Here is a 22200-nt window from a genome sequence, read left to right on the forward strand (position 1 = left end):
GTTGTCATACGAAATGCATGTTTGACATCACGTCTTTGCTTATGTTATAGTAACTAAGGAAAATTGAATACTAGTTTTGGGAAAAGAAGAAGCACCCGCTTCTCACCTGATTGACGCAATTGGCAGTTGGCAGGTTTTACGTGAACTTTTTAGTTTATTACTTTTGTTTCGTAAAGTGTGGGTGTATTACATCCGCACTTTTTTATTTGCTTAAACAAAGAATCTAAAGTTGTTCAGTACTTGCCGATGCAGCAAAAGTCAGATGTTCTTGACCCGGATGTTGTATTCGTGAAAACCTTGGAGGTGGCTAATTATTAGCAAAGACATGTTGTTAAATGAGGGTATTCGCGCTCGCGAAGTTCGCCTAATCGATCAAAACGGCGAGCAATTAGGGATTAAAACCAAATTTGAAGCGCTGGAGATTGCCGGACGAGTGAATCTTGATTTGGTACTAGTTGCACCAAATGCGAAGCCTCCGGTAGCCCGAATTATGGACTATGGCAAATTTAAATTCGAGAATCAAAAGAAAGAAAAAGAAGCTCGAAAGAATCAAAAGATTATTGTTACAAAAGAAGTTCGTCTCAGCCCAACAATTGATGAGCATGACTTTAATACAAAACTTCGCAATGCGATTAAGTTTTTGGAAAAAGGCGACAAGGTAAAAGCTTCAATCCGCTTCAAGGGCCGGGCGATTACCCATAAAGAAATTGGTCAACGTGTATTAGACCGTTTTGCTACTGAGTGCAAAGAAGTTGCAACAATCGAGTCTCATCCAAAAATGGATGGACGAAGCATGTTCCTCGTTCTAGCACCTAAAACTGAAAAGTAATAAGGAGGACTATCCCAATGCCAAAAATGAAAACTCACCGTGGCGCTGCAAAGCGTTTCAAGAAAACTGGTTCTGGTAAACTGAAGCGTTCACACGCTTATACTAGCCACTTATTTGCAAACAAATCTACAAAAGCTAAGCGTAAGCTTCGCAAAGCTTCACTTGTTTCTAAAGGCGATTTCAAACGCATCCGTTTCTTATTAACAAATCTTAAATAATCGTTAACGATTGATATAGGAGGAAAAATTCATGCCACGTGTAAAAGGCGGTACAGTTACGCGCAAGCGTCGTAAAAAAGTTATTAAATTAGCAAAAGGTTATTATGGTTCAAAACATACATTATATAAAGTAGCTAACCAACAGGTTATGAAATCTTTAATGTATGCATTCCGCGATCGTCGTCAAAAGAAGCGCGACTTCCGCAAACTTTGGATTACTCGTATCAACGCAGCAGCTCGTATGAACGGTCTTTCTTACAGCCGTTTAATGCATGGCTTAAAGCTTGCTGGTATCGAAGTAAACCGCAAAATGCTTGCTGAATTAGCAGTAAGTGATGCAAACGCATTTGCTGAATTAGCAAACGTTGCAAAACAACAACAAGCGAAATAATTTTACGATAAAAGCCATTCTCATAACGAGGATGGCTTTTTCTATAAGGGAGACGGGGAAATGATTTTAGGTGCCTATATCATGATGAACCTAATTGGTTTAATCGTAATGAAAGTAGATAAAGACCGAGCGAAAAAACATCAATATCGAATCAGTGAAAACACTTTGTGGCTAATTGCTATATGTGGGGGAGCCGTTGGTACTACAGCGGGAATGCAGCTTTATCGTCATAAAACAAAGCATTTAAACTTTAAAATTGGCTTTCCTTTACTAGCTGTAGCGGAGGTCATTCTTTTGGGCTATTTTTTCACGGTGTAGACATAACAGCATGACCCTATCTATATGCTTAATTAACAAGCAAGATAACACCTAGGGGGCATGTTACATGAATGAGGACTTGTCTTTGCTGTTAGTCATGGTGGAAGCTGGCGGCATTATTGCTCCACTTGCTTTCGTTGTATTTCATTTGCTTCGATCATTCTTATTTATTCCTGTATCAGTTGTTGTCGTAGCAGGTGGTGTTCTGTTTGGAACTTTATGGGGAACTATTTATTCGGTTATCGGTTTAATGGGGGTTAGCGTCTTTTTCTATGTTTTTATTGATAGAATGCCAAAGACCCAGGAGCGTATTATAAAAATAAAAAATCGTTGGTTCGGTGAATTTCGGAATCTTACCGTTGGTCAAATTGCTATTTTAAGACTTATTCCATTTGTACATTATCATCTATTAAGCTTTTGTTTAAAACAAAGAAAACCTAAATTTAAAGATTACATGAAGGCATCATTAATAACGAATATCCCCATCGCTTTTTTCTTTACTATCTTTGGAGAGTATATCAGCACTTTTACCCCTTCTGTTATTGTAATGATTCTTATCGGATTAACTTGTCTTGTTTATCTGTTGAGAGAGAAGCAAAATGTGATTAAATGGAAGGACTTCTTTAAAAGAAAAACAGAAAAAGCCGCTGGATAGGCGGCTATTTTTGATGTAAAAATTCATGTATCGGACTTTTCCAGTTGATTTGTGCAACTGGATATTTTTCGTGTATCTTTTTTTCGATAAAATAAAAATCTTCCTTAGCCATTCCTTGAATGGAAGTGGAATGAACCGGTGTAAGCGAAATAGAAACAACATCTATACTGTTTTTCGTAGCACCTAAGTATTTTTCTCCCATAAATACGGCACCGTTGTAGGTAAGTTGAAAATTCTTAATTACCTCATCATTATCTAACAGTAAAAAGCGTTTGTGTTTTCGGGCTGCTTCTAATTTACGGGTTGGTTTGAGGAGGAATTTAATCGTCCCAAAAATCAAGAAGATGAACAAGAAAACTAACAGTATGCGCAGCAGCCAAACCATGGTATTCCCTCCTGACCTTTTTCCTACTATACGGATTGTAATGAGAAAAGTTTCATTCTCCCCACAGTTTGATATAATTTTTGCAGAGGAGTGATAAAATGCAACTAGAAAAATTATTTAGAATGCAACGTGGATTGGATCTGCATATTGAAGAAAAGCATGGATTACAGAACGAAGATTTATTCGATAGAAAGGTTCTGGCTTTGCTGGTTGAGCTCGGAGAATTAGCAAATGAAACGCGCTGTTTCAAGTTTTGGAGTATCAAGCCATCATCGGAAAAAAGTGTTGTTTTAGAGGAGTATGTTGATGGAATTCATTTCATATTATCGTTAGGAATTGAATGTGATTTTCAAAACCTCGAATATAAATTTGATTTGGAACCAGCATCAGTGAGCACTACAGAGCAATTTCTTTTGATTTATGAAAAAGTAAATAAATTTAAGGACAGCAAAAATGAACTTGATTTCAAAACATTGCTTAATTCCTATCTGCAGCTTGGTACCCTGCTTGGCATTTCCTATGAAGAAATGGAAAAAGCATATTTTACAAAAAATGAAGTAAATTATCAAAGACAGCAGAATAACTATTAGCTGTAGATATGCATGATTTTTTTGTATAATGAATTTCGAGCATACATAAAAGGGGGCGAAGCAATGACTAAAATGGATGAAACCTTGACCATGTTTAAGGATCTAACAGATGCTAATGGGATTCCCGGCAACGAGCGGGAAGTTCGCGAAGTAATGAAAAAGTACATAGCACCATATGCGGATGAAGTCACAACTGATGGACTTGGCAGTTTAATTGCCAAGAAGGTCGGAAAAGAAGGCGGCCCGAGAATTATCGTGGCAGGCCATTTAGACGAAGTTGGCTTTATGGTAACTCAGATTGATGATAAGGGTTTCCTGCGTTTTCAAACAGTAGGCGGCTGGTGGTCACAAGTCATGCTTGCACAGCGCGTTACCATTGTTACCAAAAAAGGTGATATCATTGGTGTCATCGGGTCGAAGCCACCACACATTTTACCGGCGGAAGCTCGTAAGAAACCAGTAGAAATAAAAGATATGTTTATTGATATCGGTGCCTCAAGCCGTGAAGAGGCTATGGAATGGGGCGTGCTGCCTGGTGATATGGTCGTTCCATATTTTGAATTTACGGTCATGAATAATAAAAAATTGCTTTTAGCAAAAGCATGGGATAACCGAATTGGCTGTGCGATTGCCATTGATGTAATGAAGCAATTAAAGGGTACGGAACATCCGAATGAAGTTTACGGTCTTGGAACAGTCCAGGAAGAAATTGGCTCTCGAGGTGCACGTACTTCTGCGGAAAAAATTAATCCCGATATTGGTTTTGCTGTAGATGTAGGGATTGCTGGGGATACTCCTGGAATTTCCGAAAAAGAAGCAATGAGCAAAATGGGGAAAGGGCCGCAAATTATCCTTTACGATGCTACCCTTGTGGCACATAAAGGCTTGCGTGATTTTATTATCAATGTGGCTGAAGAGTTAAATATCCCTTATCAATTCGATGTGATTCCTGGCGGCGGAACAGACGCTGGTCCTATTCATACAACGCACAATGGTGTTCCTTCAATACCAATTACAATAGCAACACGTTATATTCATACACACGCTGCTATGCTGCACCGTGATGATTACGAAAATGCAGTTAAGCTAATTGTTGAAGTCATCAAGCGTTTAGACCGTGAGATGGTTGATAAAATTACCTTTGAATAATGTTTTAAAACCCTCGACAAAAAAAGTCGAGGGTTTTTTTAACCATGTTATCGAATGAATTCATTTTTGCGATTTGGGTAAAGTGGGACCTCTCCACTCGACCTAAAATTTCCATTTATAGTTTTTCGGTCCCCATGGGCTACTATTAAAAAGCTGCCGAAATCCATTCGGCAGCTCTCAAGTTTATTATTTTAATCCACTTTCAAGTGTTGTAAGCATTTCTTTCTTTTCTTCCTCAGAGGAATTTTTCCAAATGACTTCAAATAATACACCTAACCCGGGGAGCATTTTTTCTTCACCATTTTGAATGGCATCAACAATCGTATCTTCTAATTCATCTTGAGAGTTACCAGCAACATTGTGAATTATGGCATTTCGTAAATTTAGGTTCATATGAATTCACTCCTTTTTTATCATGTATTACTCTAATATGTTTTCTAATTTTAGTTTTATTATGTATTTTTTTTGGGATATAATGAGAAAAAACACTGAAGGAGTACAAACTTGAAGCATATTGAATCCATTCAAAATCCAAAAGTAAAACAATGGAAAAAGCTGTTAACGAAAAAGGAACGAGATAAATCCGGGACATTTTTAGTAGAAGGCTTTCATTTAGTAGAAGAAGCATTAAAACAAAGCGATAGTGTTATGGAGATCATAGTCTCTGATAAGACAGGTCTTCCGCCGCGCTGGGATTCAGGAGAAACACCAGTCACCATCGTAACCGAGGAAATTTCAAATTCATTATCTGACACCGAGGCACCGCAAGGAATTTATGCAGTTTGCCGGCAGATTCAAATAGAAGTACCAGACGCGAAGACGTATCTGCTTATCGACGCCGTCCAGGATCCTGGAAATCTAGGGACAATGATTCGTACAGCGGACGCTGCTGGCATTGACGCTGTGGTGGTAGGAAAGGGAAGCGTAGATGTTTACAACTCAAAGGTACTTAGGTCCGCGCAGGGAAGTCATTTTCATCTGCCAATCATAAGAGGGGATCTTGATGAGTGGATAGAAAAGCTGCATGGAAAAAATATTTCTGTTTACGGAACAGCACTTGAAGGCGCTTCTGCATATACTGATATTTCAACAGGCGCGGCCTATGCGTTACTAGTTGGAAATGAGGGAAATGGGGTTAGTAAAGAGCTCCTAGCTAAAACAGATGCCAATCTTTATATTCCCATTTATGGCAAGAGTGAATCTTTAAATGTTGCAGTGGCAACGGGAATCCTGTTATATTTTTTGAAAAAATGACTATACTAGTTTGAATCAACAAGGAAAGTATTATATAATAATTTACATTATTGAAAAATAACAAAGACGTTGACGGAGAAAAGTAACTTATCAAAGACCATTTAGGGAGAAAGTGCCGTGACTGGAAGCACTTTTATGGGCATGATAGGAGAAGTTCACCTCCTGAGTTGGCACCGGGACCACAAAAATAAAAGCGAGCGCTTTGAGAATAGACTGATGTCTAGCTCCAGCGCCTAGCCCCTCGAGGTTGCTTCGGTCCACCCGATGAAGTCAAAAAACGACTTCACCGGATGGCCCTCCAGCACTTGTCGGGGCTGAACAAGGCGCTTCCGCTTTTCTGTGTAAAGGTGCACCGGCCTATGCCGTTATCCCAATGAAGCGAACACATGTGTTTAATACATACCGTGTTTACAAGGGTGGTACCGCGAATTATAAACCTCGTCCCTTTCCAGGGATGGGTTTTTTTTGTTTTTGTGGAAGAAGCTGCCCGAAATTTGCACATTAAAAAAGGAGGAAACACGATGCAAGAACGTTTAAAGGAATTGCAGCAGGAAGCTATTCAAAAAATTGAACAGTCTTCAAGCTTAAAAGAATTGAATGACATCCGCGTGGCATATTTAGGTAAAAAGGGACCCATTACGGAAGTCCTCCGTGGTATGGGTAAGCTTTCAGCAGAAGAACGCCCAATTATGGGTGCACTTGCAAATGAGGTCCGTGAAGCCATTGCTACCGTTTTAGAAGCGAAACAAAAAGGGTTAGAAGAGGCTGCCGTTTTAGAAAAACTAGCTTCCGAATCAATTGATGTTACACTTCCTGGAAGACCTGTTAAAGTTGGTAACCACCATCCATTAACAAGGATCATTGAAGAAATTGAAGACTTATTTATTGGAATGGGTTATCAGGTGGCGGAAGGTCCTGAAGTAGAGCAGGATTATTATAACTTTGAGGCTCTAAATTTACCGAAGGGTCACCCTGCTCGCGATATGCAGGATTCCTTCTATATTACAGATGAAATTTTACTACGCACACACACTTCTCCAGTACAGGCGCGAACAATGGAAAAGAACCAAGGGAAAGGTCCTATCAAAATTATCTGTCCAGGTAAAGTGTACCGCCGTGATAATGATGATGCGACACACTCACATCAGTTCATGCAGATTGAAGGACTTGTCGTTGGCGAAAATATCCGTATGAGCGACCTTCATGGAACATTAGAGATTTTTGCGAAAAAAATGTTTGGTGAGGACCGTGAAATAAGATTACGTCCAAGTTTCTTCCCGTTCACTGAGCCATCTGTTGAAATGGACATTTCTTGTATGATTTGCGGCGGACATGGCTGTAATGTTTGTAAGAAAACAGGCTGGATTGAAATTCTTGGAGCAGGAATGGTACATCCAAACGTTCTTGAAATGGCTGGATATGATTCTAAAAAATATACTGGATTTGCATTCGGTATGGGGCCAGAGCGGATTGCAATGTTGAAATACGGCGTCGATGACATCCGTCATTTTTACACAAACGATGTACGGTTCTTAAAACAATTTTCTAAACATGAGTAAAATTAAAAGCGGAAGCCCCTAGGCGCTGCAGCTAGATATAAAAAAGGAGGAGCATAAAATGTTCGTTTCATATAAATGGCTCCAGGATTATGTAAACTTATCCGGAGTATCGGCTTCTGAATTAGCTGAAAAAATTACGAAAAGCGGGATTGAGGTTGAGGGTGTAGATGTCCTTAACGAAGGAATTACAGGAGTAGTAGTTGGTCACGTTGTTGAGCGTGTTCAGCACCCAAATGCCGATAAACTAAGCAAATGCCAAGTGGATATTGGTCAAGGTGAACCTGTTCAAATTATTTGCGGCGCACCCAATGTCGCACAAGGTCAAAAGGTAGCTGTGGCAACAGTTGGTGCGGTACTACCGGGTAATTTTAAAATTAAGCGTGCGAAACTACGCGGCGAAGAATCAAATGGAATGATCTGCTCACTAACAGAACTTGGTATGGAAGCTAAGATTGTACCAAAGGAATATTCAGAAGGAATCTTTGTTTTCCCTCAAGACGCAGAGGTTGGTACTGACGCTATCGCGTTATTAAACCGTGACGATGAAGTCCTTGAGCTTGGCTTAACACCAAACCGCTCAGATTGCTTAAGCATGCTGGGTGTGGCTTATGAAGTCGCTGCGATTCTAGGAAAAGAAGTAAAACTTCCAGAAATCGATGTTCAGCCAGTAACTGAAAAAGCTACAGATTATATTACCGTTAAGGTAGAAGCAAATGAGGATAATCCTTTATATGCGGCAAAAGTCATTAAAAATGTCAAAATTGGTCCTGCACCACTTTGGATGCAAACAAGACTAATGTCTGCAGGAATTCGTCCACATAATAACGTAGTCGATATCACCAACTACATTTTATTAGAATATGGTCAGCCGCTGCATGCTTTTGACTATGATCGCTTAGGTTCAAAAGAAATCTTGGTTCGTCGTGCTAACGATGGTGAGAAATTCACAACATTAGATGATGTAGAACGCACATTAACATCTCACCACTTAGTGATTACAAACGGAACAGAGCCAGTTGCATTAGCGGGTGTAATGGGCGGTGCAAATTCTGAGGTAACTTCAGATACAATAACAGTATTGCTGGAGGCAGCTTATTTTACAGGAGGAACTGTAAGAAAGGCTTCTAAAGATCATGGATTACGCAGTGAAGCTAGCGCTCGATTCGAAAAGGGTGTCGATCCTAACCGCGTACGTGCTGCAGGTGAACGTGCTGCTTACTTGATGGCAAAATACGCTGGCGGCGAAGTATTAGAAGGTGCTTCTGAAGTTGATACACTAACCGTTGAACCAGCAGTGGTTTCGATCACTTTAGAAAAAATAAATAGTGTTATCGGCACCAACCTGACAGTTCAGGATGTTGAAGCTATCTTCGAACGTCTTCAATTTGCTGTCAATGTAGAGGAGAATGTAATTACAGTTACAGCTCCAACACGCCGTGGTGACATCAAAATCGAAGAAGACTTAATTGAAGAAGTAGCGCGTCTATATGGTTATGATAACATTCCGAAAACATTGCCAATCGGTTCCGCTACACCAGGTAAATTATCGGATTATCAGGAAAAGCGCCGGATTGTCCGTCAATATTTAGAAGGTGCTGGTCTTTTCCAAGCGGTAACCTATTCCTTAACTAGTGAGGAAAAAGCTGCACAATTTGCTCTTGAGAAACGTGACTTCATTCGTCTCGCTATGCCGATGAGTGAAGACCGCAGTATCCTGCGCTTAAGCATTATGCCGCAGCTGCTCGAAGTTGTAAAATACAACAGTGCTCGTCAAAACGACAGCCTCGCTGTTTATGAGACCGGTGCAGTATTTTTAGCGAATGGTAACGAAGTTTTACCTGAAGAACAAGAACATTTAGCAGGAGCAATTACTGGCCTATGGCACAGCCATTCATGGCAGGGTGAGAAAAAGGCTGTGGACTTCTATGTGTTAAAAGGCATTTTAGAGGGATTATTTGCCAAGCTTGGTCTTTCTGAAAGTGTGACATATGTTCAGGCCAAAGTGGATAATATGCACCCAGGAAGAACGGCTGAAATTCACTTAAATAGTGAGAGAATCGGCTTTATCGGTCAAGTCCACCCAACTATGCAAAAAGAATTAGATTTAAAAGATACCTATGTTTTCGAGCTTTCTTTAAAGGCAGTACTTGATGAAGCAACAGCAGCACTAAGATACGAAGCTATTCCACGCTTCCCATCGATCACAAGAGACATCGCTCTTGTCGTTGATAAAGAAACAGTATCAGGGCTGTTGAAGGACGTTATTCAACAAGCAGGCGGAAAACTTCTTAAAGAAGTTAGCGTTTTTGATCTATATGAAGGTGAACGTATGGAAGAAGGTAAAAAATCCATTGCCTACTCACTGAAATACATGGACCCAGAACGTACATTAACAGACGAAGAAGTAACAAAAGTTCATAACCAAGTACTTGAAGCCTTGAAGACTCAGGCTGGAGCAGTATTGAGAGGATAATAATAGAAAAAATGACCTAGTGAAAAATCAACTAGGTCATTTTTTTTATGTTGCATTAGCCCTTCTTTTTATTCACAAGTTTCATTGCTTTTTCGGTATTAGCAAAATGAAGCTTTACAAATTGAGGCAACACCTCTCGCCCTTTTTTCAAAATCAGCTTTGCTGCGGCTTCATCGACCTGGGATCCTGCTCCTTTTGGGATTTTAAATCCTGCTGATTCACTAAGCTTATCAAAATACTGAACAAAGGCATAACGTGCGAGAATCGACGCTGCTGCTACGGCAAGGTGGATACCCTCAGCCTTCGTGCTAAAATAAACATTTTCCTTCGCAACCTCTTTTTGATTTTTAACATGCTGATAATAAGTACTTTCTTGAACAAACTGGTCAATAAGAATCGCTTCAGGTTTAACTGGTGAAATCTTCTCAAGTACTTTTAGGATGGCTTGGTTATGTAGAATGGCCTTCATTTTGCCCTGGGACATGCCAGACTTTTGCAGCTGATTATACTTTTCATTTTTTAACGTCATTAGACTAAATGGAACAATATCTTTAATTACCTTTGCAATGGCAATGATTTTATCATCATTGAGATCCTTTGAATCTCTGACCCCTAATTCTTTTAATAAAGGAATATCTTCCTTCTTCACATAAGCAGCGACAACGGTGATTGGACCAAAAAAATCTCCAGTACCGACTTCATCGGAGCCAATAACGGACCAGTTGCTAAACCCTTGTGGAAGATTACCTTTAGGAGCACTTGATTTCACAGGAGCTTTTGCAGCTGCCTCGCCCCATCTGCTCGCCTCAGCTTCACTCCCACTTCCCTGAAATAAGACTTTCCCAGACTTATATGCTGTAATCATCGAGCCAGAAGTCTTAGCAGCAAACACACTTCCAAGAGGAGTTTTATCTAGCAATTTACCTTCATAGTAGCTTTTCATTTTATTAATTTCAGACATACTTAGATTTAGTACGACATTTCCCAAACCAAAACACTCCTTGACATTATTCTAAAAAAAGTAAAAAAACTCCAGTTAAAACTGTTTCTCTGTCTAGCTCCAGCGCCTAGCCCCTCGAGTCGCTTCGGTCCAACTGGTGAAGTCAAAGAGCGCGACTTCACCTGCTGGCCCGCAAGCAGCTGTCGGGGCTGAAAAAGGCGCTTTTGCTTTTCTCTTTTCGACACACATCCGTTCGTGTTATATTATAAATTAGGGATTTCTTCGAATCGAATGGAGGCAGTAATTTGTCAAATACAGAAAAAACTAGAACAACCGTTGATATATACGGAACTCAATACGTTATTTTAGGAACCGAAGACCAAAGTCATGTTAGACATGTCGCTTCCTTAGTTGACAAAAAAATGCGCGAAATTGGTTCCAGGAATCCATTACTTGATGTAAATAAACTCGCTGTATTAACTGCAGTGAATGCAGTCAATGATTATATTAAAATGAAGGAACAATTAGAGAAGCTGCAATCTGAACTACAAAAGGAAAAGGACTGAATAAGTCATGTTGGATTTAGCAATTATTTTATTATTAGTTTTTGGTTTTTTTATTGGATTAAAAAGAGGTTTCATTTTGCAATTAGTCCATTTAACAGGTTTTATTATTGCATACATAGTGGCAAATTTATACTATGATGATTTGGCGCCCAGATTAACGCTATGGGTTCCGTATCCGAATCTTGGTACTACTTCTCCTCTAAAACTATTAAGTGAGAACGGGAATATGGAGGAAGCTTTTTACCGTGCGATTGCCTTTGTGATTATTTTCTTCGCGGTAAAGATCTTACTACAAATAATTGGATCAATGCTTGACTTTATTGCTCATTTGCCTATTCTTAAGCAATTAAATGTATGGGCAGGCGGTATACTTGGTTTCGCGGAAGTCTATTTGGTTCTCTTCATTTTATTATATATTGCTGCGCTAGTTCCAATGGAATTTTTGCAAAAGCCTTTAGATGATTCCATTATGGGAAATCTGATTGTTAATCATACGCCATTTCTATCAGAACAAATTAAGAATATGTGGATAGAATATACTGCTGCGTTGACTTCTCTCTGAGGAGAGAATACCCTACTTCTCTCTAAGAGAGAAGTTTTTCTTTTAAAAGGTTAAAATAATAGCAAGGTGGGTGAAATTCATGGAGGTAAATAAGAAAGACTTAATTCGATTATTAGAAACAATCGCGGTTTACATGGAGTTGAAGGGTGAAAATCCTTTCAAGGTATCTGCCTTTCGAAAAGCTGCATCAGCACTTGAATTTGATGATCGCAGCTTATCTGATATCGAGGATTTTACCAAGTTATCCGGAATCGGCAAAGGGACCGCGGCTGTTATTGAAGAATACATAAATGAAGGCACTTCAACCGTATTAAAGGAACTTAAGGAAGAGGTTCCGAAAGGGTTAATTCCGTTACTACAATTGCCAGGGCTTGGCGGCAAGAAAATTGCAAAGCTACACAAAGAGCTGAGAATTGAAGATGCCACAACCTTGGAAGAAGCTTGTAAAGCAGGCAAAGTCCAAGCATTAGCTGGGTTTGGAAAAAAGACAGAAGAGAAAATTTTAAGCGCGATTGCCAATGCAGGCTCAAGACCAGATCGCCTGCCTCTTGCTTATATGCTGCCAATTGCCGATCAAATAGAGGCAAAACTTGCTGAACTTCCTGAGATTCATCAATATTCCCGGGCAGGAAGCTTGCGAAGAGTACGGGAAACCGTAAAAGACCTTGATTTTATCATTTCAAGTGAACAGCGAGAAAAAGTAAAACAATTTCTGCTGGAATTACCTAATATAAAAGAAATTATTGGAGCTGGAGATACAAAAGTATCACTTGTTTTTGGATATGATTATGATGTTTCTGTAGACTTTCGTCTCGTTAATCCAGAGGAATTCATCACAACTCTTCACCATTTTACTGGTTCAAAGGACCATAATGTCCGGATGAGACAGCTGGCTAAAGAACGTGGAGAAAAAATAAGTGAGTATGGTGTCGAAAATGTTGAGACTGGCGAAATTATTACTTTTTCATCAGAGGAAGAGTTTTTCAAGCATTTTGATCTTCCATTCATTCCACCAGAAGTAAGAGAAGATGGAAAAGAAGTAGAGGATTTTCCTGTGTACGAAGGTGAGTTAATTGAACTAAGTGATATAAAGGGCGACCTTCATATGCATTCCACTTGGAGCGATGGTGCTCACAAGATTGAGGAAATGGTGGAAGCTTGCCGTGCAAAGGGATATAAGTACATGGCCATAACGGACCACTCCCAATACTTAAAAGTGGCAAATGGACTGACACGTGAGCGACTATTGCAGCAAAAAGAAGAAATTAAAAAATTAAATGAAAAATACGATGATATCCTAATTTTATCAGGCGTTGAAATGGATATCCTGCCGGATGGCACGTTGGATTATGAGGATGATCTGCTGGCTGAAATGGATTTCGTAATCGCGTCCATTCACTCAGCTTTTTCACAGCCAAGAGAAAAAATCATGGAGCGGTTACGCACGGCATTAGAAAACGCGCATGTTGATATAATTGCCCATCCTACTGGCCGGAAAATTGGTCGACGTGAGGGTTATGATGTCGATATCGATATGCTGATAGAATTAGCAAAAGAAACAAATACCGCTTTAGAGCTTAATGCGAATCCTAATCGATTGGATCTGAAAGCTGAATATTTACGAAAAGCACAGGACGCGGGAGTTAAACTATTTATTAATACCGACGCCCATAAAAAAGAAACACTGTCACATATGGGTGTAGGGGTTTCCACAGCGAAAAAGGGCTGGATAAAAAAATCTTCGGTGATCAACGCACTTGAACCGAATGACTTACTAGAATTTTTGCATAATCGAAAATAGGGGGTTCTCCCATGCAAGAAAGAACGTTAAAGGTATTGGAATTTACAAAAGTGAGAGACCAGCTGATTGAGCATGCAGCTTCGTCTCTTGGAATAGATAAGGTAAAACGATTAGTACCATCAACAGATTATGAAGAGGTCGTTAAACTTCAGGCAGAAACAGATGAGGCAACGACCGTGTTACGGATAAAAGGAAATGTCCCATTATCAGGAATTCACGATATTCGAGCACATATTAAACGCTCGGTCATTGGGGGAGTACTTAGCTCGCATGAGTTGATTCAGGTTGCAAGCACCATTCATGCAAGCCGGCAAATGAAGCGATTTATTGAGGATATTGCCGAAGAAAGAACGGAAATTCCCATTTTATTGGAGCAGGTCGACCGGATTATTCCGTTAGTAAATTTGGAGGAATCGATTAGATATGCAATTGAGGAGAGTGGAGAGGTCCTTGATAGTGCGAGTGATCTGCTGCGTACATTAAGGAACCAACTGCGCTCGAATGAAGCACGTGTGCGTGAAAAATTAGAGAGTATGATTCGTTCATCCAATGCAGCAAAAATGCTGTCAGATTCCATTGTCACGATCCGTAACGATCGCTTTGTTATTCCTGTTAAACAAGAGTATCGCGGTCATTACGGCGGAATTATCCATGACCAGAGCTCATCGGGGCAGACTTTGTTTATAGAACCACAAGTAATCGTCCAATTAAACAATCAATTACAGGATATAAGAGTAAAAGAACAGCTTGAAATTGAAAGAATATTGACGGAGCTTTCTGCAAAGACCGCTGAATTTGAGTCGGAGCTGCACGTGATTGTTGAGATTCTAGCGAATCTTGATTTTATTTTTGCAAAAGCAAGATATGGCCGGAAGATGAAAGCAAGTATGCCTCACATGAATAATGAAGGACGAATTGCCTTATACAAAGCTAGACACCCGTTAATTCCAATCGATGAAGTGGTAGCGAATGATATTTTACTGGGGAAGGACTATACGACGATTGTCATTACCGGACCAAACACTGGTGGTAAAACAGTTACCTTAAAAACGCTCGGTTTATGTTCATTAATGGCACAGGCAGGTTTACAGGTTCCTGCTTATGATGGCTCAGAACTAGCTGTTTTTGATGCCATCTATGCTGATATCGGCGATGAGCAATCGATCGAGCAGAGCTTAAGTACCTTTTCTTCCCACATGGTAAATATCGTGGATATTTTGAAAAAGGTCGACTTTAATTCCCTTGTCCTATTTGATGAGCTTGGTGCAGGCACTGACCCTCAGGAAGGTGCAGCGCTGGCAATTTCTATTTTAGATGAGGTCCATAATCGAGGGGCGAGAGTGATTGCCACTACTCATTATCCAGAATTAAAGGCCTATGGATATAATCGCGAAGGTGTGTTAAATGCCAGTGTTGAATTTGATGTTGAAACGTTAAGTCCAACCTATAAGCTTCTTCTTGGAGTACCAGGACGAAGCAATGCATTTGAAATCTCAAAACGATTAGGGTTAAATGAACACGTTATTGAGGCAGCAAGATCTCATGTTAGTGAAGATACTAATCAAATTGATAAAATGATTGCGTCTCTTGAGGCGAGTAAGCGTCAAGCTGAGATCGAACATGAAGAAGCACGCGATTATTTAAGACAGGCAGAAAAGCTCCATCAGGATATGCAAAAGCAAATGATTGAGTTTTATGAGAACAAGGACTCGATGCTTGAAAAAGCGGCTGAACAAGCTGGTGAAATTCTTGAAGAAGCAAAGAGTGAGGCAGAAAAGGTTATTCGAGACCTTCGTAAAATGAGGATCGAAAAGCATGCTGATATTAAGGAGCACGAATTAATTGATGCAAAGCGCCGTCTGGAAGATGCGACTCCTGAAATAAAGAAATCTGCCGCTCAAATGAATAAGAAAACGAAGAAGCATACCTTTACGCCTGGAGACGAAGTGAAAGTTCTAACATTTGGTCAAAAGGGTACACTTCTAGAAAAAGTCACAAATAACGAATGGCAGGTACAAATCGGCATCCTGAAAATGAAGGTAAAAGAAAAAGATTTGGAGTATATCAGCACGCCGAAACCAGTAGAAACAAGACCAATGGCGATTGTCCAAGGCAGAGACGCTGATGTAAAGTTAGAGTTGGATTTACGCGGAGAAAGATATGAGGCTGCACTCATGAGAGTGGAAAAATATATAGATGATGCGTTATTATCAAACTATCCTCGTGTTTCAATTATTCACGGAAAAGGCACGGGAGCATTAAGACAGGGAGTCCAGGAGTATTTACGAAATCACCGTTCAGTTAAGAAAATACGTTTTGGAGAAGCTGGTGAAGGCGGTTCTGGAGTTACCGTAGTCGAATTTAAATAGGGCTGTTTTTAAGTAAAGTGCCTTAAATAATATCCGGGGAGAATAGGAATGAACCAGTTTTGGGATAACGTGTATATTCAAAGTGCTGCCAATTATAGTGTGGTTATTTTATGTGTGATTGTCTTTTTAGCCATTTTTGAGTTGGTGACGAAATATAAAAATTGGGAAGAAATCCAAAAGGGAAATATCGCGGTGGCAATGGCAACTGGAGGAAAAATATTCGGGATTGCTAATATCTTTCGTTACTCCATTGAACAGAATGATTCCTTAGTAACTATGGTTGGCTGGGGAGTATTTGGCTTTGTCCTTTTATTGGTTGGATATTTTATCTTTGAATTTTTAACACCTAAATTTAACATTGATCGTGAAATTCAAAATGATAACCGAGCTGTAGGATTCATTGCAATGATTTTATCTATAGGGTTATCCTTTGTCATAGGTGCAGGGATTTCGTAAGGGGAGAATAAATTGGAGACATTAGCTAAAGTACTTCTTGGTTTATGCGCCTTGTTTTTGCTAATTGGTTTGGGGTATATGTTATTTTAAAGTTGACATCATCGCTGAAAATTTCAGCGGTGAATTTTTTTGAAATTTTCGTGCTACAGTGAACATATATTGCTATTGTAATTGTTTAAAGAGTCTGACTATATTATAATGAAGGGGAAGTGGAAAATTTTACAATAGACTAAAAAGGAGGGTTATTAATGTATGATTCAAAGCCATGGCTCACATCTTACCCTGAGGAAATTCCTGCAGAACTGGAATTTCGAAAAGAACCTGTTCAGCAGTATTTAGTAGATGCAGCAAAAAGCTTTCCAGAAAAAACGGCAATTCATTTTATGGGCAAGGAAATGACATATAAAGAGCTTTACGATGAAGCACTATCCTTTGCCAGCTATCTCCAGCAGATAGGCATTTCAAAAGGTGACCGAGTTGCAATTATGCTGGCAAATACACCACAATCGGTCATAAGTTATTTTGGTATATTAATCGCTGGAGGAATTGTCGTTCAAACGAACCCGTTATATACTGAACGTGAACTTGAATACCAAATGAAGGACTCCGGAGCGAAAGCGATCATCACACTCGACATCCTCTATCCACGCGCTTCTAAGGTGATGCCGCAAACTAATTTGCAGCATATTATTGTAACCGCTATCAAAGACTACCTGCCATTTCCAAAAAATTTAGTTTATCCTTTTATCCAGAAAAAGCAATATGGAATTGTCGTTAATGTTAAACATGAAGGCAATACCCATTTATTTAAAGAAATCATAAAAATAAAGCCTAATAAACTCGTTGAATATGACTTTGATTTTGAAGAAGATGTTGCGCTGCTTCAATATACTGGCGGTACAACCGGTTCTCCGAAAGGGGTTATGCTGACACATAAGAATTTAGTAGCGAACTCCTCCATGTGTACGGCCTGGCTATATAAAGCAAAACCAGGTGACGAATCAGTCTTAGGGATTGTTCCATTTTTCCATGTCTATGGAATGACGATAGTGATGATTTTATCGGTCATGCAGGCGTATAAGATGATTATTTTACCGAAGTTTGACGCGCTAACCACATTAAAAACGATTCAAAAACAACGTCCTACCCTGTTTCCGGGAGCACCAACGATATATATCGGATTATTAAATCATCCTGATTTGAAAAAATACGATTTATCGTCAATTGATTCCTGTTTGAGCGGTTCTGCTCCACTTCCTATAGAAGTCCAAGAGGAGTTTGAGGCAGTTACAGGCGGGAAACTCGTTGAAGGATACGGATTAACAGAATCTTCTCCTGTCACACATGCCAATTTCTTATGGGACCGTGAACGGATAAAAGGCAGTATTGGTGTTCCTTGGCCAAATACAGAAGTAAGAATCGTTTCAATGGATGATGGCATAGACATGCCGGTCGGAGAAATAGGTGAGATTATCATTAAAGGTCCTCAAGTTATGAAAGGCTATTGGAATCGTCCAGAGGCTACGGAGGAAACCATTAAAGATGGCTGGCTGTATACTGGTGACCTTGGCTATATGGATGATAAAGGATATTTTTATGTAGTAGATAGAAAGAAGGATATGATTATTGCCGGAGGGTATAACATATACCCAAGAGAAATTGAAGAAGTATTGTATGAACATCCCGATGTATTGGAAGCAGTTGCTGCCGGAATACCGGATCCATATCGTGGAGAAACCGTTAAAGCCTATGTAGTGTTAAAGGAAGGCTCAAAAGTTACCTCAGATGAATTGAATCAATATGCCAGAAAATATCTAGCTGCTTATAAAGCTCCACGTTTATATGAGTTTAGAGAAGAATTACCAAAAACTGCAGTAGGGAAAATCCTTAGAAGAGCTCTTGTAGAAGAGGAAATGAGAAAAATAGAGGAAGAAAACAAAAAACATGCCTAATTCAGCACTTCTTTTTTTTGCGAAATATAACTTGTCCCTCTGGTGACAATAAAGTAATATAAAAAGTGTCCTTGTATTTCTTGACAGAAATACAACTAATATCTATTATAAAAATATGAATGATTATTCATTCATATTTTTCTTTTTTTACTATCAGAGTGTGATAATGAATAAATTCTATTTTGCACTCTGTTGATTTGTGCGGAAGGCACGAAGACTCCTGCGGGAGGACGGGGCAGGGGAGACCCCGCAGGCGCTTTGGCGCTGAGGAGGCTCCCCAGACCGCCCGCGGAAAGCGAAGTGCCTCGTGACAGGCAAAGACCGCCTGTCCCTGCGGTGCTTATTCAAAGAAGCTTTCCTTAGTGGAGCGCAAATCAACAGACACGTCAACAGCCAATTACTATTATACTTTCTTCGGGAGGAGGGAGAATTATTATGAAAAAAAATAAGCCAAAATACATGCAGATTATAGATGCAGCAGTTATTGCTATCGCAGAGGTAGGATATCATCAAGCACAGGTTTCTAAAATTGCAAAGCAAGCTGGTGTTGCTGATGGCACAATTTATCTGTATTTTAAAAACAAAGAAGACATTCTCATCTCACTCTTCGAAGAAAAAATGGGAAGCTTTATTGAAAAAATAGATGAAATGATTGCAGGAAAACAGACTGCGGCGGAGAAGTTATTAATGATGATAGAAGCTCATTTTAAAAACCTTTCTGATGATCATCACATGGCAATCGTAACCCAGCTTGAATTACGACAATCCAATAAGGAATTGCGTTTACGGATAAACAATGTTCTAAAAGGCTATTTACGAGTGATAGATAAAATCATCATTGAAGGAAAAGAAACGGGAGAGTTTTCAAGCGACCTCGATGTCCGCCTTGCCAGACAAATGATTTTTGGCACGATGGATGAAACCGTGACAACCTGGGTTTTAAATGAGGAGAAATACGATCTAGTTGCACTTGCTAAGCCTGTTCATCAGCTGCTGGTTAAGGCCTGCGGCAGGCAGTAATACTCAGGTGCAAGAGGAGGAGGGATTCTATTGGAATACTTAAAATGGTCTAATCAAGATTCAATTGTGACAATCACCATCGGACGTCCACCGGCAAATGCCCTCTCACAAGGACTATTAAGAGAACTGTCGGCTGTTTTAGACGAAATTGAACCTAATCGTGACATTAAGGTGATTGTTATTCACGGGGAAGGGCGATTCTTCTCCGCGGGGGCTGATATTAAGGAATTCACGACCGTAGCATCTTCCGAAGGATTTGCCAATCTTGGAAAGTATGGTCAAGATTTATTTGATCGAATGGAGAAGTTTCCTAAACCTATCATTGCTGCAATTCATGGCGCGGCACTTGGCGGCGGCTTGGAGCTGGCAATGGCCTGTCATATCCGATTAGTAGGAGAAAATACCAAGCTTGGTCTTCCAGAACTGCAGCTTGGATTAATCCCTGGATTTGCTGGAACACAGCGTCTTCCGAAATATGTTGGCGTTGCACGGGCAGCAGAAATGCTTTTCACGTCTGAGCCAATCACAGGAATGGAAGCGGTTCAATTTGGTCTGGCGAACCATGCATATCCAGAAAATGAGGTATTAGAACAAGCACTAAAATTAGCTGGGAAGATTACTAAGAAGAGCACAGGTTCATTAAAAGCCACAATCCAATTATTAAATTATGCAAAAAACGAAGAGTTTTACGAAGGCTCTAAAAAGGAAGCAGAGTTGTTCGGAGAAATATTTGTTTCTCCTGATGCAAAAGAAGGCATACAGGCCTTTATTGAAAAAAGGGAGCCAAATTTTAAAGGTGAATAACTTCTACTTAGAAGTTAATGATATTTTTTTAGGTTAAATTTTCTTAATCTTTGAAACAGAAAAAATCTTTGCATTAATAGGAGGGAAATCATGAACATTTATGTACTATTGAAAAGAACGTTTGATACGGAAGAAAAGATTACTATTTCCGGCGGAAAAATCAATGAGGATGGTGCAGAGTTTATTATCAATCCTTACGATGAATACGCAGTTGAAGAAGCTATCCAAGTCCGCGATGCAAATGGCGGTGAAGTAACGGTGATTTCAGTTGGCACGGAAGAGGCTGAAAAGCAATTACGTACAGCACTCGCAATGGGAGCAGACAAAGCGGTATTAATTAATACAGAAGAGACAAGCGAAAACGGCGATCAATTCACAACATCAAAAATCATTGCTGAATATCTAAAGGATAAAGAAGCAGACCTTATTATCGGTGGAAATGTAGCGATTGATGGCGGGTCTGGTCAAGTAGGTCCGCGTGTTGCTGAATTGTTAAACATTCCTTATGTTACGACCATTACTAAGCTTGAAATCGATGGAACAAATGTAACTGTTACCCGTGACGTTGAGGGTGATTCTGAAATTATCGAAACAAGCCTGCCATTATTGGTAACTGCTCAACAAGGGCTGAACGAGCCTCGTTATCCGTCACTGCCAGGTATTATGAAAGCAAAGAAAAAGCCGCTTGATGAACTGGAATTAGATGATTTAGATCTTGAAGAAGATGATGTTGAAGCGAAAACAAAAACAATTGAAATTTACTTACCGGCTAAAAAAGAAGCTGGAAAAGTGTTATCTGGAGATATAAATGATCAGGTAAAAGAACTTGTACACCTTCTTCATACAGAAGCAAAAGTAGTTTAATTGTAAATGCACGAAATCACTCAGAATAGCCAATAATGATTTGCAGGAGGGTAAAGGGATGACTAGAAAAGTATTAGTATTAGGGGAAACGCGTGACGGTTCATTACGTAATGTTTCTTTCGAAGCAATTGCTGCTGCGAAAACTGTAGCTGAAGGCGGAGAAGTAGTTGGTGTTTTAATCGGAGAAAATGTTAGCGCTTTAGGCGCAGAGTTAGTGCAATACGGTGCAGACCGTGTTGTAGTGGTTGAAGATGAAAAATTAAAACAATATACCTCTGACGGTTTTGCGCAAGCATTACTTGCTGTACTTGAAAAGGAAAGCCCAGAAGGTTTAGTTTTCGGACATACTTCACTAGGAAAGGATCTTTCCCCAAGAATTGCTGCTAAGCTTTCATCCGGCTTAATTTCAGATGCAACTGCGGTTGAAGTTGCTGGTGGAAATGTTGTCTTTACGAGACCTATATACTCTGGTAAAGCGTTTGAAAAGAAAATCGTAACAGACGGGTTAATTTTTGCAACTGTGAGACCCAATAATATTGCACCTCTTGCCAAGGATGAAAGCAGAACAGGTGATGTTGCCTCCTTAACGGTTGAAATTAAAGATCTTCGTGCGATTATCAAAGAAGTGGTTAGAAAAGCGAGTGAAGGTGTAGATTTAAGTGAAGCCAAAGTCGTAATCTCCGGCGGACGTGGTGTCAAGAGTGCAGAAGGCTTTGAACCACTTAAAGAATTAGCAAATGTATTAGGCGGCGCGGTTGGCGCATCCCGTGGTGCATGTGACGCGGACTATTGTGATTACTCTTTACAAATTGGTCAAACAGGTAAAGTTGTAACACCTGACCTTTACATTGCTTGCGGAATTTCTGGAGCAATCCAGCACTTAGCAGGGATGTCGAACTCTAAAGTAATCGTGGCGATCAATAAAGATCCAGAAGCAAATATTTTTAAAGTAGCAGATTACGGAATAGTTGGGGATCTATTTGAAGTAGTACCACTTTTGACCGAAGAGTTTAAAAAACTTAAAGTTCACTCATAATATATAGGG

The 22200-nt window shown here is 39.7% G+C and carries 23 protein-coding genes and 1 other annotated feature; of the genes, 20 read left to right on the plus strand and 3 right to left on the minus strand.

Going from position 1 to position 22200, the window contains the following annotated elements; translation table 11 throughout:
• Nucleotides 1–77 precede the first annotated feature (77 nt).
• Nucleotides 78–210: a sequence feature (ribosomal protein L20 leader region), on the plus strand.
• Nucleotides 211–325: 115 nt separating this feature from the next.
• From infC to ABC255_RS06975, 5 genes are all read left to right on the plus strand, one after another.
• Nucleotides 326–829 carry a translation initiation factor IF-3 gene (gene infC / locus ABC255_RS06955; protein WP_034676878.1) on the plus strand — a complete coding sequence of 168 codons (504 nt, stop codon included), beginning with the start codon at nucleotides 326–328 and terminating at the stop codon, nucleotides 827–829.
• Between the two features lie 17 nt (nucleotides 830–846).
• Nucleotides 847–1047 (plus strand): 50S ribosomal protein L35, encoded by a 201-nt coding sequence (gene rpmI, locus ABC255_RS06960; RefSeq protein WP_034676880.1) that lies wholly within the window; start codon nucleotides 847–849, stop codon nucleotides 1045–1047.
• A gap of 31 nt (nucleotides 1048–1078) precedes the next feature.
• Entirely contained in the window at nucleotides 1079–1438 is a 360-nt protein-coding gene (gene rplT / locus ABC255_RS06965; RefSeq protein ID WP_221825197.1) for a 50S ribosomal protein L20, read from the plus strand.
• A gap of 60 nt (nucleotides 1439–1498) precedes the next feature.
• Nucleotides 1499–1756: a DUF1294 domain-containing protein gene (locus ABC255_RS06970; RefSeq protein ID WP_412992299.1), complete on the plus strand. Its 258-nt coding sequence runs from the start codon at nucleotides 1499–1501 to the stop codon at nucleotides 1754–1756.
• Nucleotides 1757–1823: 67 nt separating this feature from the next.
• The gene (locus tag ABC255_RS06975; protein WP_412992301.1) at nucleotides 1824–2411 is read left to right on the plus strand and encodes a TVP38/TMEM64 family protein; all 588 of its coding nucleotides are present in this window, start codon (nucleotides 1824–1826) and stop codon (nucleotides 2409–2411) included.
• Nucleotides 2412–2415: 4 nt separating this feature from the next.
• On the opposite strand, the gene ABC255_RS06980 is transcribed toward ABC255_RS06975, so the two are convergent.
• Nucleotides 2416–2796, minus strand: a complete 381-nt coding sequence (locus tag ABC255_RS06980) for a sigma-w pathway protein ysdB (RefSeq protein ID WP_335529524.1) — start codon at nucleotides 2794–2796, stop codon at nucleotides 2416–2418.
• A gap of 98 nt (nucleotides 2797–2894) precedes the next feature.
• Between ABC255_RS06980 and ABC255_RS06985 the strand changes: the two genes are divergently transcribed.
• Together ABC255_RS06985 and ABC255_RS06990 are read left to right on the plus strand one after the other, a co-directional pair.
• Nucleotides 2895–3386, plus strand: a complete 492-nt coding sequence (locus tag ABC255_RS06985) for a dUTP diphosphatase (RefSeq protein ID WP_412992304.1) — start codon at nucleotides 2895–2897, stop codon at nucleotides 3384–3386.
• Between the two features lie 63 nt (nucleotides 3387–3449).
• A complete protein-coding gene (locus tag ABC255_RS06990) occupies nucleotides 3450–4535 on the plus strand; it encodes a M42 family metallopeptidase (RefSeq protein WP_412992306.1) in 1086 nt (361 codons plus the stop codon).
• Between the two features lie 186 nt (nucleotides 4536–4721).
• Here the strand turns inward: ABC255_RS06990 and sspI are convergent, their stop codons facing one another.
• The gene (sspI, locus tag ABC255_RS06995) at nucleotides 4722–4928 is read right to left on the minus strand and encodes a small acid-soluble spore protein SspI (RefSeq protein WP_045523537.1); all 207 of its coding nucleotides are present in this window, start codon (nucleotides 4926–4928) and stop codon (nucleotides 4722–4724) included.
• A gap of 111 nt (nucleotides 4929–5039) precedes the next feature.
• On the opposite strand from sspI, the gene ABC255_RS07000 reads away from it, so the two are divergent.
• From ABC255_RS07000 to pheT, 3 genes are all read left to right on the plus strand, one after another.
• On the plus strand, nucleotides 5040–5789 hold the full coding sequence (locus ABC255_RS07000) for a TrmH family RNA methyltransferase (protein WP_412992308.1): 750 nt from the start codon (nucleotides 5040–5042) through the stop codon (nucleotides 5787–5789).
• Between the two features lie 521 nt (nucleotides 5790–6310).
• A complete protein-coding gene (gene pheS, locus ABC255_RS07005) occupies nucleotides 6311–7348 on the plus strand; it encodes a phenylalanine--tRNA ligase subunit alpha (protein WP_412992310.1) in 1038 nt (345 codons plus the stop codon).
• 58 nt (nucleotides 7349–7406) lie between these two features.
• Nucleotides 7407–9821, plus strand: coding sequence for a phenylalanine--tRNA ligase subunit beta (pheT, locus tag ABC255_RS07010; protein WP_412992312.1), 2415 nt, complete (start codon nucleotides 7407–7409; stop codon nucleotides 9819–9821).
• A gap of 55 nt (nucleotides 9822–9876) precedes the next feature.
• Here the strand turns inward: pheT and rnhC are convergent, their stop codons facing one another.
• Complete coding sequence (gene rnhC, locus ABC255_RS07015; protein WP_412992314.1) at nucleotides 9877–10809, minus strand: ribonuclease HIII; 933 nt, start codon at nucleotides 10807–10809, stop codon at nucleotides 9877–9879.
• Between the two features lie 257 nt (nucleotides 10810–11066).
• Here rnhC and zapA point away from each other — a divergent pair, with 257 nt between their 5' ends.
• The 10 genes from zapA (at nucleotide 11067) to ABC255_RS07065 (ending at nucleotide 22191) form a co-directional block, all read left to right on the plus strand.
• Nucleotides 11067–11327: a cell division protein ZapA gene (gene zapA, locus ABC255_RS07020; protein WP_412992316.1), complete on the plus strand. Its 261-nt coding sequence runs from the start codon at nucleotides 11067–11069 to the stop codon at nucleotides 11325–11327.
• A gap of 7 nt (nucleotides 11328–11334) precedes the next feature.
• Nucleotides 11335–11889 carry a CvpA family protein gene (locus tag ABC255_RS07025; RefSeq protein ID WP_412992318.1) on the plus strand — a complete coding sequence of 185 codons (555 nt, stop codon included), beginning with the start codon at nucleotides 11335–11337 and terminating at the stop codon, nucleotides 11887–11889.
• A gap of 79 nt (nucleotides 11890–11968) precedes the next feature.
• Nucleotides 11969–13690 carry a DNA polymerase/3'-5' exonuclease PolX gene (gene polX / locus ABC255_RS07030; protein WP_412992319.1) on the plus strand — a complete coding sequence of 574 codons (1722 nt, stop codon included), beginning with the start codon at nucleotides 11969–11971 and terminating at the stop codon, nucleotides 13688–13690.
• Between the two features lie 11 nt (nucleotides 13691–13701).
• Entirely contained in the window at nucleotides 13702–16059 is a 2358-nt protein-coding gene (locus tag ABC255_RS07035; RefSeq protein ID WP_412992321.1) for an endonuclease MutS2, read from the plus strand.
• Nucleotides 16060–16107: 48 nt separating this feature from the next.
• A complete protein-coding gene (locus tag ABC255_RS07040; protein WP_412992323.1) occupies nucleotides 16108–16515 on the plus strand; it encodes a DUF350 domain-containing protein in 408 nt (135 codons plus the stop codon).
• A 248-nt stretch (nucleotides 16516–16763) separates the two neighbouring features.
• Nucleotides 16764–18467 (plus strand): long-chain-fatty-acid--CoA ligase, encoded by a 1704-nt coding sequence (locus tag ABC255_RS07045; RefSeq protein WP_412992324.1) that lies wholly within the window; start codon nucleotides 16764–16766, stop codon nucleotides 18465–18467.
• A gap of 435 nt (nucleotides 18468–18902) precedes the next feature.
• Nucleotides 18903–19487, plus strand: coding sequence for a fatty acid metabolism transcriptional regulator FadR (gene fadR / locus ABC255_RS07050; RefSeq protein WP_335529284.1), 585 nt, complete (start codon nucleotides 18903–18905; stop codon nucleotides 19485–19487).
• A gap of 30 nt (nucleotides 19488–19517) precedes the next feature.
• Nucleotides 19518–20291 (plus strand): enoyl-CoA hydratase, encoded by a 774-nt coding sequence (locus ABC255_RS07055; protein WP_412992327.1) that lies wholly within the window; start codon nucleotides 19518–19520, stop codon nucleotides 20289–20291.
• Between the two features lie 90 nt (nucleotides 20292–20381).
• Nucleotides 20382–21155 carry an electron transfer flavoprotein subunit beta/FixA family protein gene (locus ABC255_RS07060; RefSeq protein ID WP_412992329.1) on the plus strand — a complete coding sequence of 258 codons (774 nt, stop codon included), beginning with the start codon at nucleotides 20382–20384 and terminating at the stop codon, nucleotides 21153–21155.
• A gap of 58 nt (nucleotides 21156–21213) precedes the next feature.
• Nucleotides 21214–22191 carry an electron transfer flavoprotein subunit alpha/FixB family protein gene (locus ABC255_RS07065; protein ID WP_412992331.1) on the plus strand — a complete coding sequence of 326 codons (978 nt, stop codon included), beginning with the start codon at nucleotides 21214–21216 and terminating at the stop codon, nucleotides 22189–22191.
• Nucleotides 22192–22200 lie beyond the last annotated feature (9 nt).

It is taken from the genome of Neobacillus canaveralius, assembly GCF_047237705.1.
GTDB classification, from domain to species: Bacteria; Bacillota; Bacilli; order Bacillales; family Cytobacillaceae; genus Neobacillus; species Neobacillus niacini_K.

Bases quoted from the DNA above. Each gene is read 5' to 3' on its own strand.
- infC (WP_034676878.1), top strand. From the start codon at position 326: ATGTTGTTAAATGAGGGTATTCGCGCTCGCGAAGTTCGCCTAATCGAT.
- rpmI (WP_034676880.1), top strand. From the start codon at position 847: ATGCCAAAAATGAAAACTCACCGTGGCGCTGCAAAGCGTTTCAAGAAA.
- rplT (WP_221825197.1), top strand. From the start codon at position 1,079: ATGCCACGTGTAAAAGGCGGTACAGTTACGCGCAAGCGTCGTAAAAAA.
- ABC255_RS06970 (WP_412992299.1), top strand. From the start codon at position 1,499: ATGATTTTAGGTGCCTATATCATGATGAACCTAATTGGTTTAATCGTA.
- ABC255_RS06975 (WP_412992301.1), top strand. From the start codon at position 1,824: ATGAATGAGGACTTGTCTTTGCTGTTAGTCATGGTGGAAGCTGGCGGC.
- ABC255_RS06980 (WP_335529524.1), bottom strand. From the start codon at position 2,796: ATGGTTTGGCTGCTGCGCATACTGTTAGTTTTCTTGTTCATCTTCTTG.
- ABC255_RS06985 (WP_412992304.1), top strand. From the start codon at position 2,895: ATGCAACTAGAAAAATTATTTAGAATGCAACGTGGATTGGATCTGCAT.
- ABC255_RS06990 (WP_412992306.1), top strand. From the start codon at position 3,450: ATGACTAAAATGGATGAAACCTTGACCATGTTTAAGGATCTAACAGAT.
- sspI (WP_045523537.1), bottom strand. From the start codon at position 4,928: ATGAACCTAAATTTACGAAATGCCATAATTCACAATGTTGCTGGTAAC.
- pheS (WP_412992310.1), top strand. From the start codon at position 6,311: ATGCAAGAACGTTTAAAGGAATTGCAGCAGGAAGCTATTCAAAAAATT.
- pheT (WP_412992312.1), top strand. From the start codon at position 7,407: ATGTTCGTTTCATATAAATGGCTCCAGGATTATGTAAACTTATCCGGA.
- ABC255_RS07025 (WP_412992318.1), top strand. From the start codon at position 11,335: ATGTTGGATTTAGCAATTATTTTATTATTAGTTTTTGGTTTTTTTATT.
- polX (WP_412992319.1), top strand. From the start codon at position 11,969: ATGGAGGTAAATAAGAAAGACTTAATTCGATTATTAGAAACAATCGCG.
- ABC255_RS07035 (WP_412992321.1), top strand. From the start codon at position 13,702: ATGCAAGAAAGAACGTTAAAGGTATTGGAATTTACAAAAGTGAGAGAC.
- ABC255_RS07040 (WP_412992323.1), top strand. From the start codon at position 16,108: ATGAACCAGTTTTGGGATAACGTGTATATTCAAAGTGCTGCCAATTAT.
- ABC255_RS07045 (WP_412992324.1), top strand. From the start codon at position 16,764: ATGTATGATTCAAAGCCATGGCTCACATCTTACCCTGAGGAAATTCCT.
- fadR (WP_335529284.1), top strand. From the start codon at position 18,903: ATGAAAAAAAATAAGCCAAAATACATGCAGATTATAGATGCAGCAGTT.
- ABC255_RS07060 (WP_412992329.1), top strand. From the start codon at position 20,382: ATGAACATTTATGTACTATTGAAAAGAACGTTTGATACGGAAGAAAAG.
- ABC255_RS07065 (WP_412992331.1), top strand. From the start codon at position 21,214: ATGACTAGAAAAGTATTAGTATTAGGGGAAACGCGTGACGGTTCATTA.